Raw genomic sequence first — 15152 nt, forward strand, 5'->3', positions numbered from 1 at the left:
ACAAACTGTCAACTGGGCGACAATCTTTGGAGTTCTCATGGACGCAGAGTCTTGGCATGGGCGCCTGTCCAGCGGCCACTGGTACCGCCATCTGCCTGCTCCCTTGCAGCATAGCTTGCTGGCCAACGCCCGCGTGCGGCAGCTGGCGGCGGGGCAGGTGCTGTTCAAGCGCGGCGACCCACCGTGCGGCTTGTATGCGGTGCTCGATGGCAGCCTGCGCATCAGCGCGGTGAACGAGCAGGGCAAGGAAGCGTTGTTGAGCCTGGCGCAAGCGCCTTTCTGGTTTGGCGAAATCGCCGTGTTCGACGGTCTGCCACGCACCCACGACGCTTGTGCGGTCGGGCCTTGCACGCTGTTGCAGGTCCCGCAGTCGGCGATCCTGCACTTGCTTGCGCAAAGCCCGGCCTATTGGCGGGACATGGCCTTGCTGATGAGCCAGAAGTTGCGGCTGACCTTTATCAATATCGAGCAGTTGAGCCTTGCGCCCGCGTCGGTGCGGGTGGCCCATCGGTTGTGGATGATTGCCGAGGGTTATGGCGAGATCGACGGCTCGCGGCGTGTGGTGCAATTGGCGCAGGAGGATTTGGCGGCGATGCTGGGTGTGTCGCGCCAGACCACCAATGCGCTGCTCAAGGCGTTGCAAGAGCAGGGCGTTGTGCGGTTGGGGTATGGGGAGATTGAGATACTCGATGCCCAGCGGTTGCGGGAGATGGCGCAGGGGTAGGCAGTGCCTGTAGCGGCCCTTTCGCGAGCAAGCCCGCTCCCACAACCGACCACATTCCAAACAATGTACTCGGTCAAATGTGGGAGCGGGCTTGCTCGCGAAAGGGCCCTCCCAGGCACTAAATAACCTAAGCCCGGCTGGCTCGACGCCAGATCATGGATCTCCCAGGATCCCTGCCCAAGTCATACAACTGCCAGGTCGCCGGCCCCAAGGGCCCGGGGATGTACACCGCCTTCCACTGCCCCTGGCGAATCGCCCGGCGCCCGAACAGCTCCCAACCGGTGACGGTGTGTTCATCGTGCACCTGGCGCGCTACGACTTCTAGCCAGGGACGGTGGCGCTGCGGTAGGTGGCCGGGCTGAAGACCCGGGTCACCACCAGCATCGCGATCACCGTCACGGCCAGCACCACCCAGGCGCTGACAAAACTGCCGGTGAGTTCGCGCAGCCAACCGGTCATCCATGGCGACACAGCATTGATCAGAAAACCCACGCCCTGCACGAATGCCGCCAGTTGCCCGGCTTCCCGTGGGTCGCGGCGATGGTCCAGGGTCAACAGCAGGCTCAGGGCAAAGCACGCCCCCAGGCCGAAGCCGATCAGCGCCACCCACAGGTGCGGGTATTGCAGCGGCGCCAGCAGCAGGCCGAGGTAGCCCACGGTCTGGGCCAGCAGGCTGATGGTCAGCAAGGGCCTGCGGTCGATACCGCGTTGCGCCAGCGCCGGCATCAACAGCGCGGCGATCACCTGGAAAATCGTCATGAACGCCAGCAGCGAGCCGCTGGGCAGCACGCCCCAACCCAGTTGCTGGTAGTACGCCGGCAGCCACGCCACCATGCTCATGTACCCGCAATTCACCAGGCCGAAATACAGCGCCAGCAACCAGGCACGGCAATTGCGCAGGCCCTTGAGCGGCGCCGTCGCCTGCAGGTTTTTCGCCGCGCCCAACGGCAGCCATGCCCACAGCAGCAACGCGCCGAGCGCCGGCAGCAGCCAGATGCCGAGGCCGGCCTGCCAGTGCTGGAAATGGCTGGCCACCAGCGGGCTGAGCAGCGCCGCCAAGCCACCGCCCCCCATCAACGAGGCCGAATACACCCCCATCGCCAGCGGCACCCGGTGGTGGAACTGGCGCTTGATCATCGCCGGCACCAGCGCCTGGATCAGCGCCACCCCGGCCCCGCCCAGCAAGGCCGTGGCCAGCAGCGCCGGTGCCTGGCCCAGCAGCCAGCGCGCCAGGCACGCCAGCAGGATCATCATCAAGCCCAGGGCAATCCCGCGCCGCTCGCCCAACTGCGCTTCGACGCGGATGCCCACCAGCGCCACCAAACCCATGCACACCACCGGCAGGCTGGTGAGCAGGGCACTGCTCTGGAAACTCAGGCCGGTGGCCAGGCGGATTTCCCCGAGCAACGGGCTGATAGAGCTGAGGATCGGCCGCAGGTTGAGGCCCAGCACGACCAGCAGGCCCCAGCCGGCGAGGGATTTATTCAGGGGCATGCAGGGTCTTCCATTGGCGGTAAAGGGCTTGCATGGCCGGCACAGGCAGGTGCTCGACGGGCAGTTGCTGGGCGGTCAATGGCAGGCTCATCTGTTGGTAAATCGCTGCGGTCGACAGGCCAAAAGGTGCCGCCATTTCATTGCTCGCGGCAAACACCACGCGGGACACGCCGCACAGGTACATCGCGCCCAGGCACATCGGGCACGGCTGGCCGCTGGCGTAGATCACACAGCCTTCAAGGCGCGTACCGAGCTGTTGGCTGGCGCGGCGCATGGCGAGCATCTCGGCATGGGCGGTGGGGTCCTGGTCGAGGTGGATCTGGTTGACCGCTTCCACCAGCACTGCGCCGTCCTTGACCAGGACGGCGCCAAACGGCCGTCCACCCTGGGCCACGTTGTCCTGCGCCAGGGCCACGGCGCGCTGCAGCCAGGCTTGATCGCTCTGTGAACTCATTGCGCACCGGCTGCTTGCAGGCGTTGGGCGATGGCGACCTGACCACGTTTTTGCGCCTGTTGCAGTGGGCTGACGCCGTCGCGGTCGGGCAGGTTCACGTCGGCGCCGGCAGCGATCAGCATGGCGACGATTTGCTGATGCGGCGGCCCGCCGTCCGAGAGCACGATGGCTTCCATCAGGCCGGTCCAGCCCAGGCGGTTGACGTGGTTGACGTCGACTCCAGCGTCGATCAGCAGGCGCACGGTTTGCACGTGCCCGCGCTCACAGGCAGGAATGAGGGCGGTGCCACCGTAGCGATTGGTGCTCTTGAGATCGGCGCCATGGGCCAGGGTCATGGCCAGGATCTGATCGTGGCCGCTGGCGCCGGCCAGCAGGTAGGGGCTGTCTTGCATCAGGTTCTTGCGGTTCACATCAGCCCCGGCTTCGATCAGGGCGCGGGCGATGTCGATGCGATTGGCCTGGGTGGCCAGCAACAGCGGGGTGCTGCCATCAATGGCGCGGACATCAAGGTCAACGCCCTTGGCCAGCAACTGTTCGACCTGTGCCAACTGCCCGCCGCGCACGGCGTCGAGCAGATCTTTATCGGCCGCCATGGCGCTACTCGCCACCATCAACCCCAGCGCCAGCACGGCGGTTTTGAAAGGAATGGGCCATGCCATGGGAACCTCGCTTCAGTGCAATGAACGCGAAGTATGGCCACCGCCTGGGGTATTCTGAAATTAAATATAACCATGCCAACCAGTGGCAAATGAGATGGTGGTGCCCATGTTCGACCCCGTGCTGTTGCGCAGTTTTGTCGCCGTTGTCGATTGTGCGAATTTCACCCGCGCCGCCGAACGCCTGCACCTCACCCAATCCACGGTCAGCCAGCAATTGCGCCGCCTGGAAGACAGTGTCGGCTGCCGCTTGCTCGACCGCGATCAGCGCCGGGTGGTGGCGACGGTCGAGGGCGAGCGTTTGCTGGCCTATGCACGGCGCATCCTGGCACTCAACGAAGAAGCCGCCGATGTGCTGATCAACCAGCAGAGCGACGGCGTGCTGCGCCTGGGCGTGCCCGAAGATTTTGCCGCCGAGCGCCTGATGCCGTTGCTCTCGGCGTTTGTCGTGGCCTATCCACGGGTGCGCCTGGAGGTCACCAGCGGCCTGGGGCCGGCGCTGCTGCGCCAGTATCGCGGCGGTGAGTTCGATGTGTTGCTGGTCAAGCAGATGGGCGACAGCGACGACTGCCTGGCCTCCTGGCCGGAGCCGTTGTGCTGGGTCGACAGTCGCCACATGCCGGCCCTGGGCCGCGACCCATTGCCCTTGGTGGCGTTCCCGGTGGGCGGTCTGTACCGCAATGAAATGCTCCAGCATCTGGAGGTCGGTGGCTGGCGCTGGCGCATTGGCTATTCCAGCGCGAGCCTGGCCGGTGTGTGTTCGGCGGTGGCGGCGGGGCTGGGCATCAGCCTGCTGCCTGAGCGAGTGGTGCAGGCCGGGCATGTGGTGCTCGGCGCCGACAGTGGTTTGCCTGCGGTGCAGGGCGTGCGGCTGGCGTTGTATGGGCGCAATGGGATGGGGGCGGCGGGGCAGAGCCTGCAGCGGCAATTGTGGGATTTATGCGAGGCCAACCCGCGCTGAGGCATGCCTTTGAGGAATATTTTGCAGGCGCGTAAAGCATCCTGAAGTCGCCGTGAACGCATTTTAGTGGGCCTGTTGACGCTGGCGCTGCATGGCGCGGTGATCTACTGGGTCAGCCAGAAACCGGTGCCGGTACTGCCGATTGTGCCGCCGGAAGTTCCACCGATGAGCCTCGGTTTTTCCCTGCCGGCGCCGGGGTCTTCAGCCAACGCCGCGTACCTGAAGACCCCGGCTTTATTGAAGTGACTGTGTTTTTGGTTATTAATAAATAGCTTCTTATTCCTTAACGAATATATGCCCCGTCCCTATACTGGTCAGCAACGTTAAACGCTGCAGGAGGGCACACCCATGCACAGCGAGTTGATCCGTTACCTGATCGTGCCGGGCTGGCAGGGATCGCCAGAAGATCATTGGCAAACCCATTGGCAGAACAGCCTGCCCAACAGCGCCCGCGTGGAGCAGGCCGACTGGTTGACCCCGCGCCGTGAAGACTGGGTGGCGGCCCTGGCCGAAGCCATTGCGGCCGACAGTACCCCGGTGATTCTTATCGCCCACAGCCTGGGTTGCATCACGGTGGCGCACTGGGCGGCCAGCGCGCCGTTGCAGTTCCTGCGCCAGGTGCGTGGGGCCTTGCTGGTGGCCCCGGCAGATGTCGAGCGCCCGGCGTGTGCGCCGGCGTTGCGCAACTTTGCACCGATTCCCCGTGACCTGTTGCCGTTTCCCAGCCAGGTCGTCAGCTCCGACAACGACAGTGCGGTCAGCGCCCCTCGGGCCCTGGAGCTGGCGCGTAACTGGGGGGCTGAAGCCGGGATTCTCGCAGGTGCCGGGCATATCAACGTGAAGTCCGGCCACCAGCGCTGGGAGCAGGGTTTCGCCTACCTCTATCGCCTGCAAAACCGTCTGGAGCATCACTCCCGACGCCGCGCCTAATACCTTTTCAACGCCCCGTCCCTTGAATGGAAACGGGGCGGGAGCCTGCCATGAGCCTGCATGAAACCTTCGGCCAGCCGTTGCTGACCTTCCCCGACGCCGAAAAAAGCCCCTTGAGCATCCGCGCCAAGGCGCTGGTATTTGTCGACCCCCGTTCCCGGCAACTGCGCGAAGACCTCGAAAGCCTGGCCCCGCGTGCCTTGCCCGTACTGATTCGCGGCGAAACCGGCAGCGGTAAAGAGCTGCTGGCGCGCCATGTCCATCGCGGCAGTGACCGCAGCGGCTTGTTTGTGTCGGTCAACTGCGGTGCGATCAGCCCGACTTATGCCGATGCCGAACTGTTCGGCTATGCCGCCGGCAGCCACAGCGGCGCGGCCAGCAGCCGGGCCGGTTGGTTCGGCTCGGCCAACGGCGGCACCTTGTACCTCGATGAGATCGGCGACTTGCCGCTGCCGATCCAGATCAAGCTGCTCGCCGCCCTGGAAAACCACGAAGTCACCCGCGTAGGGGCGCATCAACCGAGCCCGGTGGATGTGCGCCTGGTCGCCGCCACCAGCATCGACCTGGCCCAGGCCGTGGCCGTCGGCAAGTTCCACGAGCGCCTATTCCATTACCTCAGCGAAGGCCAACTGGAGCTGCCGGCGCTGCGCGAGCGCGTAGGCGACATCCTGTCCCTGGCCGAGTACTTCCTGGGCATCTACAGCCAGCGCCTGGACTTGCCGGTGCCGCTAATCAGTGAGGACGCGCAGCGGCTGCTGGAGCAACACAGCTGGCCGGGCAATACGCGGGAGCTGGAGAACGTGATCCACTTTGCGCTGCTGGTCAGCAGTGGCGATGAGATCCTGCCGGAGCATCTGAACCTGCCGGTGGCGTCGGTGGCGCAGATTGAGCATCAGGTGCGACAGATCCTGAGCAGCGGCAGCGAAGTCGAGCGCGCAGCGTTGACGCGTCTGTTTCGGGGCTTGGGCTCTGTATGAACAAAATGGAATATCAACGTGAATAAAAGGTATTGTTCGGGAATAAAAAATATCGGTATTGTCCATTCCACGCCGCGATAGCACATCGCTGGCACCCCCATAAGAAGTGGCCGTCACCGACGTCCCGGATTTTCGATTAAGGACACTGCATGAAAAAGGTTCTGTTGTTCACCGCCCTGGCGGCTGCCCTGACTGCCGGTATCGCTCAAGCCAACGAAAAACTGGTGATCGCGGCCACCCCGGTGCCGCACGCCGAGATCCTTGAGCTGATCAAGCCGACCCTGGCCAAAGAAGGCGTGGACCTGGAAATCAAAGTCTTCACCGACTACGTGCAACCGAACGTGCAAGTGGCCGAGAAGCGCCTGGACGCCAACTACTTCCAGACCCTGCCGTACCTGGAAAACTTCAACAAGGGTAAAGGCACCAACCTGGTCACCGTGATTGGCGTGCACGTAGAACCGTTTGGCGGCTACTCGAAGAAAGTCACCAAGCTTGAAGACCTGAAAGACGGCGCCACCGTGGCCATTCCCAACGAAGGCTCCAACAGCGGTCGCGCCCTGTTGCTGCTGCAAAAGGCCGGCCTGATTACCCTCAAGGACCCGAAAAACGCCCTGTCCACGCCAAAGGATATCGCCAGCAACCCGAAGAACCTGAAGTTCAAGGAGCTGGAATCGGCCCTGCTGCCGCGCGTCCTGGACCAGGTTGACCTGGACATGATCAACACCAACTACGCCCTGGAAGCCGGCCTGAACCCAGCCAAGGATGCACTGATCATTGAAGGCGCCGACTCGCCGTACGTGAACTATCTGGTGGCTCGTCCAGACAACAAGGACAGCGCCGCGATCCAGAAACTGTCCAAGGCCCTGACCAGCCCTGAAGTCAAAGCCTTCATCGAGAAGAAATACAGCGGCGCGGTCTTGCCAGCGTTCTGATTTGCCAAACCCCCTTCAAGAAATGTGGGAGCTGAGCTTGTGTGGGAGCTGGCTTGCCTGCGATAGCATCACCTCGGTAATACTGATAAACCGAGGTGTCTGCATCGCAGGCAAGCCAGCTCCCACACAAGCCTGCTCCCACATTGGGTTGGTGTTATGCCTGTTAATCCCGGCGGTTGATCGCCCGCCGCAGCGCCACCAGCCACTTCACCAAGTCCTGCGGATCAATCGGTTTCGCCTCGTTCATCTGTCATTCCCTCGCTGGTTAAATGGCCCTCAGTCTGGCCATGCGCTGTCCTTCCTTGTGGTTCAGCGCTGAAAAAAGACCCTTCCTACATCCCCCAGAACAATAGCTGTCACCTGCCATCCCGGCGAATCCGCAGGTTAGCTTTTTGGGTGATATCAATATGCTATTTCGGTATTTAAATTTTGGTTTTTATACCTTTAAAGTCAGCTTCTGCCGACGTTACCGCGTCGAACCGGACTGCGTTTACGCCGCATTACCCCTGCGGCGCCCAGGACTTGAAATGACCTTAGACTACGCGTTTATCCTCAGCACCCTGCCGGCGTTTCTCAAGGCCGTGGGGGTAACCCTGCAAGTGGGCTTGATCGCCATTGGCACCTCGCTGCTGGTGGCGCTGATCGAGTCGGGCAAGTCCATCGGCCTGTCCGACTGGCAGTTGCTGCGCCATGTGATCCTGCCCCAGGCCGGGATCCTCAGCCTGCCGGCGCTGTTCGCCAATTTCATTTTTTTGCTCAAGGAAACCACAGTGGTTTCGGCAGTGGCGGCGCCAGTGATTCTCTAGACCACCAAAAGCTACATCGCCCTCTACTACAAGACTTACGAAATGCTCGCCGTGCTCACGCTGATTTGCGTGCTGCTGTTCTTGCCGCTGTCGCTGCTGCTCAGCCGTCTGGAAAGGAGGCTCCAGCATGGCCAGTTCGGGTCTTGAGTTGTTGTGGGTGTCGTTGCCGCAACTGGGCAAGGGCGCTGCGCAAACCCTGTCGATTTCGTTTTTGAGCATCGCCTTCAGCACGATTGGCGGGGTGGTGTATGGGGTGCTGCGCACTTTGAATGCGCGCGCGATCAACCTGCTGCTGCGCATTTACCTGGAATTGTTCCGCGCGATTCCGGTGCTGGTGTGGCTGTATCTGCTGTTTTTTGGCCTGCCGATTGGCTTGTCGGCGCCGCAACTCTATGGCTACGTGCTGCTGCCCCAGGCGCTCAAGCGCATGACGCCGCCAACCATCAACGTCTACACGCGGATCATCAAGACCAGTTCCCTGGCGGTGCTGATCGGCGTGGTGGATGTGATCAAGGTCGGCCAGCAAATCATCGAGCGCACCTATGAGTCGGTATTGATCTGAGGCCGGTGCAGGCACCGCCTAACTCGGCCAATGCCAGGCCGGCTCATCCAACACCCGCTGCCCCACAATCTGCGTCTGCCCCAGCACCTTCTCCAGCACAATCGAATTGCATCCCTCATCCTGCTGCAACGCCGCAATCAAGCGGCTGGCATGGGACACCACCCACACCTGGCAGTGCCTTGATGCCTGGATAATCAGGCGCGCCAAGGCCGGCAACAGGTCCGGGTGCAGGCTGGTTTCCGGTTCGTTGAGCACCATCATCGTCGGCGGGCGTGGCGTCAGCAGGGCGGCGATCAGCAGCAGGTAACGCAAGGTGCCGTCCGATAACTCTGCCGCCGATAGTGGCCGCAGCAAGCCTTCCTGATAAAACTCAATGGTAAAACGTCCGCCCTGCAACGGCTCGATATGCAGGCGTGCGCCGGGAAACGCATCACTCACCGCCTGCTGCAATGCCTCGGGATTGCCGATTTCGCGGATGGTCTGCAACGCGGCCGCGAGGTCGCGGCCATCGTGATGCAGCACCGGCGTGCGCGTACCCAGTTGCGGCTGGCGCACAGGTGCATCGGCGTCGCTGCGAAAGTGATCGTAGAAGCGCCAGCCACGAATGCTTTCGCGCAGCATCAGCACTTCCGGCGAGCCGCGCAGGCTGCCGACCTGGTCGAACAGGCTGTGGTAGTTCGGCGTGTGCTGGGCCAGCACATCCCAGGCCTGCCCGTCTCGGGCGCGCACCATCGCCCCGGAGCGCTGCACCAGCAGGCTGGCCGGGCGATAGACGTGACCGGCCCAGATGCATTCCTTCTTGATCTCGGGGTCGAGGGAAAAATACGACGAGCTGGGTACTGGCAAGCCCAGGGAAATCGCGTAGCTGAAATCCTCCCCGGCAAAGCCCAGGCGCAAGCGCTTGGCGCCTTGGGCCACGCTGCCTTGTACCGGGATTTCGCCATTGAGCATGCGCCGGCTGACGTTTTCGGGGCCGGCCCAGAACGTCGAATCCAGGCCCCCTTCACGGGCCAGCGCATTGATCACGCCGCCCTGGGCGGTTTCTGCCAGCAGGCGCAAGGCGCGGTACAGGTTGGACTTGCCGCTGCCATTGGGGCCGGTGATCAGGTTCAGCCGATCCAGCGGTACCACCAATTTATTGATCGAGCGGTAATTGGCTACCGCTAAGGTCTTGAGCATTGAGGGCGTTCCGCGCCGGCATGGACCAACATCTTATCGCGTAGAACCGCATCATCGCAGGCCTGTAAATCACTCAGATGAAGGTGGAACCCTGAACTAAGCTCACAGTCGCATACACACTGGCACGTCAGTATTACGCGAAAGGAGTCTGCATGGGCGGTCCCACCTCAACAGTTATTTGTGGCCTTGCCCTGCTGGCATTGCTGAGCGGCTGTGGCCAGGAAAAACCTGAACCCAAGGCCCATTCCAGGGTGTTTGTGCAAACGGTGCAGCCGACCGATTTCGCCGCCGCAGTGACCCTAACCGGGGATATCCAGGCGCGGGTGCAGACCGATTTGTCGTTCCGCGTCGGCGGCAAAATTATCCAGCGCATGGTCGATGTCGGCGACCGCGTGACAGCCCGGCAAGTGCTGGCCAAGCTCGATCCCAAGGATTTGCAGACCAATGTCGATTCCGCCCAGGCCCAGGTGGTGGCGGAACAGGCACGGGTCAAACAGACGGCCGCGGCCTTTGTGCGCCAGGAAAAACTCCTGCCCAAGGGCTACACCAGCCGCAGCGAATACGACGCCGCCCAGGCTGCATTGCGCAGCAGCCAAAGTGCCCTGGCGGCCGCGCAGGCGCAGTTGGCCAACGCACGTGAGCAACTGGGCTATACGGCGTTGATCGCCGAAGCGCCAGGGGTGATTACCGCACGGCAGGCCGAAGTCGGCCAGGTGGTGCAGGCCACCGTGCCGATTTTCAGCCTGGCCCGTGATGGCGAGCGCGATGCGGTGTTCAACGTGTACGAATCGCTGCTGGCGGAGCCTGTACCGGATGTACCAATCACTGTCAGCCTGCTGGACAACCCGAGCATCAAGGCCGTGGGCCGGGTGCGTGAAGTGACCCCGGCCGTCGCCGCCAACAGCGGCACGGTGCAAGTAAAGATCGCCCTGGATGCCTTGCCCAAGGGCATGCAACTGGGGTCGGTCGTCAGTGCCACTGCCAACGGGCAAGCCAAACCCAGCGTCGAGCTGCCCTGGGCGGCACTGACCAAAGACCTCAGCGAGCCTGCCGTGTGGCTGGTGGACGGTGACGGCAAGGCGCAATTGCACAAGGTCACTGTCGCGCGCTACCTGACCGGCAAAGTGATCATCAGCGATGGCCTCAAAGGCGGCGAAAAAGTCGTGGTGGCCGGCGGGCAATTGCTGCACCCAGGCATGTTGGTGGAGATCGCCCAGGCGCCGGACCAGGCCCAGGCCAGCGGAGTGCAGCCATGAAGCGCCTGACGCTGATCCTCGCCAGCAGCCTGTTGCTGATCGCCTGTTCCAAGGAAGAGCCGGCGCCGGAGCCAATAAGGCCAGTGCTCTGGGTCGAGGTGAAAGCTGAAGACCAGGAAAACCTCGGGCGCTTCGCCGGCACGATCCAGGCACGCTACGAAAGCAACCTGGGCTTCCGAGTGCCCGGTCGCATTGCCCGGCGCGCGGTGGATGTGGGCGCCGAAGTGAGCAAAGGCGCCTTGCTGGCGGTGCTTGACCCCACCGACCAGCAGAACCAGTTGCGCGCCGCCCAGGGCGACCTGGCGCGGGTCCAGGCGCAATTTATCAATGCCCAGGCCAATGCACGCCGCCAGCAGGAACTGTTCAACCGTGGCGTCGGCGCCCAGGCGCAACTGGACATTGCCCAGACCGACCTGAAAACCACCCAGGCCTCTCTCGACCAGGCCAAGGCGTCGGTGGCCCAGGCCAGGGATCAGCTCAACTACGCCGAACTGCGCACCGACCACGGCGGCATCGTGACCGCCTGGAATGCCGAAGCCGGCCAGGTGGTCAGCGCCGGCCAGCAAGTAGTGACCCTGGCCCGCCCGGATATCAAGGAAGCGGTGATCGACCTGCCGGCTGGCCTGGCCGAGCGCTTGCCGCCCGATGTGGTGTTTCTGGTGGCCAGCCAGTTGGAGCCCGGCATCAACACCACCGCCACCGTGCGCGAGATCGAGCCCCAGGCACAAAGCGCCACCCGCACCCGTCGCGCGCGCCTGACCCTGGCCCAGACGCCCCCGGCGTTCCGGTTGGGCACGGCGATCAGTGTGACCTTGAGCTCGGCCATCGCCCCACGTATCGAACTGCCCGCCAGCGCAGTGCAGGACGTCGAGGGCAAGACCCGCATCTGGGTCATGGATCTGCAGCAGCAGACCGTGCAGCCCCGTGACGTGACCCTGGTCAGCCGTGATGCCAGCAGTGTTGTGCTCAGCGGTGGGGTGCAGCCTGGCGAGCGTGTGGTCAGCGCCGGCGTCAACAGCCTCAAGCCCGGACAAAAAGTCAAAACCGACGAGGACAGCCCACGATGAAAGGGAGCTTCAACTTATCCGACTGGGCGCTCAAGCATCAGTCCTTCGTCTGGTACCTGATGTTCGTTGCGCTGCTGATGGGCGTGTTTTCCTACATGAACCTGGGGCGCGAGGAAGATCCGTCCTTCACCATCAAGACCATGGTGATCCAGACCCGCTGGCCGGGCGCAACCCAGGAAGAAACCCTCAAGCAGGTCACCGACCGCATCGAGAAAAAGCTCGAAGAGCTGGACTCGCTGGATTACGTGAAAAGCTACACCCGGCCCGGTGAGTCCACGGTTTTCGTGTTCCTCAAAGACACCACCAGCGCCAAGGCGATCCCCGAGATCTGGTACCAGGTGCGCAAGAAGGTCGACGACATTCGCGGCACCTTCCCCCAGGGCTTGCAGGGGCCGTCGTTCAACGACGAGTTCGGCGATGTATTTGGCTCGGTGTATGCCTTTACCGCCGATGGCATGTCGATGCGCCAACTGCGCGACTACGTCGAACAGGTGCGCGCCGAGATCCGGGCGGTGCCGGGGTTGGGCAAGGTCGAGATGATCGGCCAGCAGGACGAAGTGATTTACCTGAATTTTTCCACGCGCAAACTCGCCGCCCTGGGGATTGACCAACGGCAAGTGGTGCAGAGCCTGCAATCGCAGAACGCGGTCACCCCGGCCGGGGTGATCGAGGCCGGGCCGGAGCGGATTTCGGTGCGTACCTCCGGGCAATTTGCCTCGGAGAAGGATCTGGCCGACGTCAACCTGCGGCTCAATGACCGCTTTTATCGCCTGGCGGATATCGCGGATATCAGCCGTGGTTATGTGGATCCGGCGCGGCCGATGTTTCGTTTCAATGGCCAGCAAGCCATCGGCCTGGCCATCGCCATGCAGAAGGGCGGCAATATCCAGGAATTCGGCAAGGCGCTCCACCAGCGTATGGATGAGCTGACTGCCGACCTGCCGGTGGGCATCGGCGTGCATAAGGTGTCGGACCAGGCCGAGGTGGTGGAAGAGGCCGTCGGTGGCTTCACCAGTGCGCTGTTCGAAGCGGTGATCATCGTGCTGGTGGTGAGCTTTATCAGTCTCGGCCTGCGCGCCGGGCTGGTGGTGGCGTGCTCGATCCCGCTGGTGCTGGCGCTGGTATTTGTCTTTATGGAGTACAGCGGCATCACCATGCAGCGGGTGTCGCTGGGTGCGTTGATCATCGCCCTCGGTTTGCTGGTGGATGACGCGATGATCACTGTGGAAATGATGATCACGCGCCTGGAAAAGGGCGAGACCCTGGAGCAGGCCGCGACCTTCGCCTACACCTCCACCGCGTTCCCGATGCTCACCGGCACCCTGGTGACCGTGGCCGGCTTTGTACCGATTGGCCTTAACGCCAGCTCGGCGGGTGAGTACACCTTTACCCTGTTTGCGGTGATTGCCGTGGCGATGCTGGTGTCGTGGGTGGTGGCCGTGTTGTTTGCGCCGGTGATCGGCGTGCATATCCTCAGCACCAAGGTCAAACCCCACAGTGACGAGCCGGGGCGGGTCGGGCGGGTGTTCAACGCCGGCATGCTGTGGGCCATGCGCAATCGCTGGTGGGCGATTGGCCTGACGGTGCTGCTGTTTGCGGCGTCGGTGTTTTCCATGCAGTTTGTGCAGAACCAGTTTTTCCCGTCGTCGGATCGCCCGGAGATCCTCGTCGACCTCAACCTGCCGCAAAACGCCTCGATCAATGAAACGCGCAAGGTCGTGGACCGGCTGGAAGCGATCATCAAGGACGACCCGGATATCGCGCGCTGGAGCACCTACATCGGCCAGGGCGCGATCCGCTTCTACCTGCCCCTGGACCAGCAACTGGAGAACCCGTACTACGCGCAGTTGGTGATCGTCAGCAAGGGCCTGGAGGAGCGCGGCGCGTTGATCGAGCGCCTGCAACAGCGCTTGCGCGATGATTTCGTGGGCGTCGGCAGCTTTGTCCAACCCCTGGAAATGGGCCCGCCGGTCGGGCGGCCGATCCAGTATCGGGTGTCGGGCAAGGACATCGACCAGGTGCGTAAACACGCCATCGAACTGGCGACGTTGCTGGATAAAAACAGCCACCTGGGCGAGATCATCTATGACTGGAACGAGCCGGGCAAAGTGCTGCGGATCGATATTGCCCAGGACAAGGCGCGCCAGCTCGGGCTGTCGTCCGAAGACGTGGCGCAGTTGATGAACAGCGTGGTCAGCGGCTCGGCGGTGACCCAGGTGCACGACGATATCTACCTGATCAACGTGGTGGGCCGTGCCGAAGACGCCGAGCGCGGCACTCCGGAAACCTTGCAGAACCTGCAGATCGTCACGCCCAGCGGCACCTCGATCCCGCTGCTGGCCTTTGCCACCGTGCGTTACGAGTTGGAGCAGCCGCTGGTGTGGCGTCGCGATCGCAAGCCGACCATCACCATCAAGGCCGCCGTGCGCGACGAGATGCAGCCGACCGATCTGGTCAAGCAGCTCAAGCCGGAAATCGAGAAATTCAGCGCCGGTTTGCCGGTGGGCTACACGGTCGCTACCGGCGGTACCGTGGAGGAAAGCGGCAAGGCCCAGGGCCCGATTGCCAGCGTGGTGCCGTTGATGCTGTTCTTGATGGCGACCTTCCTGATGATTCAGTTGCACAGCGTGCAGAAGATGTTCCTGGTGGCCAGCGTGGCCCCGCTGGGTCTGATTGGCGTGGTCCTGGCGCTGATTCCCACGGGTACGCCCATGGGCTTTGTGGCGATCCTGGGGATCCTCGCGCTGATCGGCATCATCATTCGCAACTCGGTGATCCTGGTGACCCAGATCGACGCCTATGAACAGGAAGGCTACACGCCATGGGACGCGGTGGTGCAGGCCACCGAGCACCGGCGCCGGCCGATCCTGCTGACGGCGGCGGCGGCCAGCCTGGGCATGATCCCCATCGCCCGGGAAGTGTTCTGGGGGCCGATGGCCTACGCGATGATTGGCGGGATCATCATCGCCACCCTGCTGACGCTGCTGTTTTTGCCGGCGTTGTATGTGGCCTGGTACAAAATCCGCGAGCCTGAGGCCGCGCCATAAGGCAAACACGCTGTTGGGCATCACTACTGTGGCGAGGGGGCTTGCCCCCGTTGGGCTGCAAAGCAGCCCCAAAACCGGCCACCTCAGTGTGTCTGATACAACCCGGT

General features: G+C 63.0%; 13 protein-coding genes and 3 pseudogenes. 11 read left to right on the forward strand and 5 right to left on the reverse strand.

What is annotated here, in order from left to right; genetic code table 11:
* Positions 1 to 37: 37 nt before the first annotated feature.
* The gene (locus HU773_RS01855) at positions 38 to 724 is read left to right on the forward strand and encodes a Crp/Fnr family transcriptional regulator (RefSeq protein ID WP_057957973.1); all 687 of its coding nucleotides are present in this window, start codon (positions 38 to 40) and stop codon (positions 722 to 724) included.
* Between the two features lie 131 nt (positions 725 to 855).
* On the opposite strand, the pseudogene HU773_RS01860 reads toward HU773_RS01855, so the two are convergent.
* The 4 genes and pseudogenes from HU773_RS01860 to HU773_RS01875 form a co-directional block, all read right to left on the reverse strand.
* Positions 856 to 1028, reverse strand: a pseudogene (locus tag HU773_RS01860) (arylsulfatase); the annotation flags it as partial.
* 17 nt (positions 1029 to 1045) lie between these two features.
* Positions 1046 to 2218 carry a CynX/NimT family MFS transporter gene (locus HU773_RS01865; RefSeq protein ID WP_057957974.1) on the reverse strand — a complete coding sequence of 391 codons (1173 nt, stop codon included), beginning with the start codon at positions 2216 to 2218 and terminating at the stop codon, positions 1046 to 1048.
* Positions 2205 to 2672, reverse strand: a complete 468-nt coding sequence (locus HU773_RS01870) for a nucleoside deaminase (RefSeq protein WP_128593630.1) — start codon at positions 2670 to 2672, stop codon at positions 2205 to 2207. The genes HU773_RS01865 and HU773_RS01870 overlap by 14 nt, the downstream gene beginning before the upstream one ends.
* Positions 2669 to 3283, reverse strand: coding sequence for an ankyrin repeat domain-containing protein (locus HU773_RS01875; protein WP_225923862.1), 615 nt, complete (start codon positions 3281 to 3283; stop codon positions 2669 to 2671). Before HU773_RS01875 ends, HU773_RS01870 begins: the two co-directional genes overlap by 4 nt.
* A gap of 154 nt (positions 3284 to 3437) precedes the next feature.
* On the opposite strand from HU773_RS01875, the gene HU773_RS01880 reads away from it, so the two are divergent.
* The 7 genes and pseudogenes from HU773_RS01880 to HU773_RS01910 form a co-directional block, all read left to right on the forward strand.
* A complete protein-coding gene (locus tag HU773_RS01880; protein WP_186625067.1) occupies positions 3438 to 4289 on the forward strand; it encodes a LysR family transcriptional regulator in 852 nt (283 codons plus the stop codon).
* Positions 4290 to 4355: 66 nt separating this feature from the next.
* Complete coding sequence (locus tag HU773_RS01885) at positions 4356 to 4535, forward strand: hypothetical protein (protein ID WP_057957977.1); 180 nt, start codon at positions 4356 to 4358, stop codon at positions 4533 to 4535.
* 102 nt (positions 4536 to 4637) lie between these two features.
* Positions 4638 to 5219, forward strand: a complete 582-nt coding sequence (locus HU773_RS01890) for an alpha/beta hydrolase (protein WP_032856553.1) — start codon at positions 4638 to 4640, stop codon at positions 5217 to 5219.
* A 50-nt stretch (positions 5220 to 5269) separates the two neighbouring features.
* Entirely contained in the window at positions 5270 to 6196 is a 927-nt protein-coding gene (locus tag HU773_RS01895) for a sigma 54-interacting transcriptional regulator (protein WP_057437016.1), read from the forward strand.
* A gap of 149 nt (positions 6197 to 6345) precedes the next feature.
* Positions 6346 to 7128 carry a MetQ/NlpA family ABC transporter substrate-binding protein gene (locus HU773_RS01900; RefSeq protein WP_057437018.1) on the forward strand — a complete coding sequence of 261 codons (783 nt, stop codon included), beginning with the start codon at positions 6346 to 6348 and terminating at the stop codon, positions 7126 to 7128.
* A gap of 527 nt (positions 7129 to 7655) precedes the next feature.
* Positions 7656 to 8081: pseudogene (locus HU773_RS01905) on the forward strand (ABC transporter permease subunit).
* Positions 8062 to 8493, forward strand: a pseudogene (locus tag HU773_RS01910) (ABC transporter permease subunit); the annotation flags it as partial. The pseudogenes HU773_RS01905 and HU773_RS01910, both read left to right, overlap by 20 nt.
* Before the next feature lie 21 nt (positions 8494 to 8514).
* Here the strand turns inward: HU773_RS01910 and HU773_RS01915 are convergent.
* A complete protein-coding gene (locus HU773_RS01915; RefSeq protein WP_186625069.1) occupies positions 8515 to 9675 on the reverse strand; it encodes an AAA family ATPase in 1161 nt (386 codons plus the stop codon).
* Between the two features lie 152 nt (positions 9676 to 9827).
* On the opposite strand from HU773_RS01915, the gene HU773_RS01920 reads away from it, so the two are divergent.
* Genes HU773_RS01920 through HU773_RS01930 form a run of 3 tightly spaced genes read left to right on the forward strand, consistent with a single transcriptional unit; the run spans position 9828 to position 15045 of the window.
* The gene (locus HU773_RS01920; protein WP_057957980.1) at positions 9828 to 10931 is read left to right on the forward strand and encodes an efflux RND transporter periplasmic adaptor subunit; all 1104 of its coding nucleotides are present in this window, start codon (positions 9828 to 9830) and stop codon (positions 10929 to 10931) included.
* Entirely contained in the window at positions 10928 to 11998 is a 1071-nt protein-coding gene (locus HU773_RS01925; protein ID WP_169990527.1) for an efflux RND transporter periplasmic adaptor subunit, read from the forward strand. Before HU773_RS01920 ends, HU773_RS01925 begins: the two co-directional genes overlap by 4 nt.
* Entirely contained in the window at positions 11995 to 15045 is a 3051-nt protein-coding gene (locus tag HU773_RS01930; protein ID WP_186625071.1) for an efflux RND transporter permease subunit, read from the forward strand. The genes HU773_RS01925 and HU773_RS01930 overlap by 4 nt, the downstream gene beginning before the upstream one ends.
* The last annotated feature ends 107 nt before the right edge of the window (positions 15046 to 15152 follow it).

Origin of the sequence: Pseudomonas shahriarae (assembly GCF_014268455.2) — a bacterium.
Classification (GTDB): Bacteria; Pseudomonadota; Gammaproteobacteria; order Pseudomonadales; family Pseudomonadaceae; genus Aquipseudomonas; species Aquipseudomonas shahriarae.

Bases quoted from the DNA above. Each gene is read 5' to 3' on its own strand.
- HU773_RS01895 (WP_057437016.1), top strand. From the start codon at position 5,270: ATGAGCCTGCATGAAACCTTCGGCCAGCCGTTGCTGACCTTCCCCGAC.
- HU773_RS01900 (WP_057437018.1), top strand. From the start codon at position 6,346: ATGAAAAAGGTTCTGTTGTTCACCGCCCTGGCGGCTGCCCTGACTGCC.
- HU773_RS01870 (WP_128593630.1), bottom strand. From the start codon at position 2,672: ATGAGTTCACAGAGCGATCAAGCCTGGCTGCAGCGCGCCGTGGCCCTG.
- HU773_RS01915 (WP_186625069.1), bottom strand. From the start codon at position 9,675: ATGCTCAAGACCTTAGCGGTAGCCAATTACCGCTCGATCAATAAATTG.
- HU773_RS01875 (WP_225923862.1), bottom strand. From the start codon at position 3,283: ATGGTGGCGAGTAGCGCCATGGCGGCCGATAAAGATCTGCTCGACGCC.
- HU773_RS01930 (WP_186625071.1), top strand. From the start codon at position 11,995: ATGAAAGGGAGCTTCAACTTATCCGACTGGGCGCTCAAGCATCAGTCC.
- HU773_RS01925 (WP_169990527.1), top strand. From the start codon at position 10,928: ATGAAGCGCCTGACGCTGATCCTCGCCAGCAGCCTGTTGCTGATCGCC.
- HU773_RS01865 (WP_057957974.1), bottom strand. From the start codon at position 2,218: ATGCCCCTGAATAAATCCCTCGCCGGCTGGGGCCTGCTGGTCGTGCTG.
- HU773_RS01855 (WP_057957973.1), top strand. From the start codon at position 38: ATGGACGCAGAGTCTTGGCATGGGCGCCTGTCCAGCGGCCACTGGTAC.
- HU773_RS01880 (WP_186625067.1), top strand. From the start codon at position 3,438: ATGTTCGACCCCGTGCTGTTGCGCAGTTTTGTCGCCGTTGTCGATTGT.
- HU773_RS01920 (WP_057957980.1), top strand. From the start codon at position 9,828: ATGGGCGGTCCCACCTCAACAGTTATTTGTGGCCTTGCCCTGCTGGCA.
- HU773_RS01890 (WP_032856553.1), top strand. From the start codon at position 4,638: ATGCACAGCGAGTTGATCCGTTACCTGATCGTGCCGGGCTGGCAGGGA.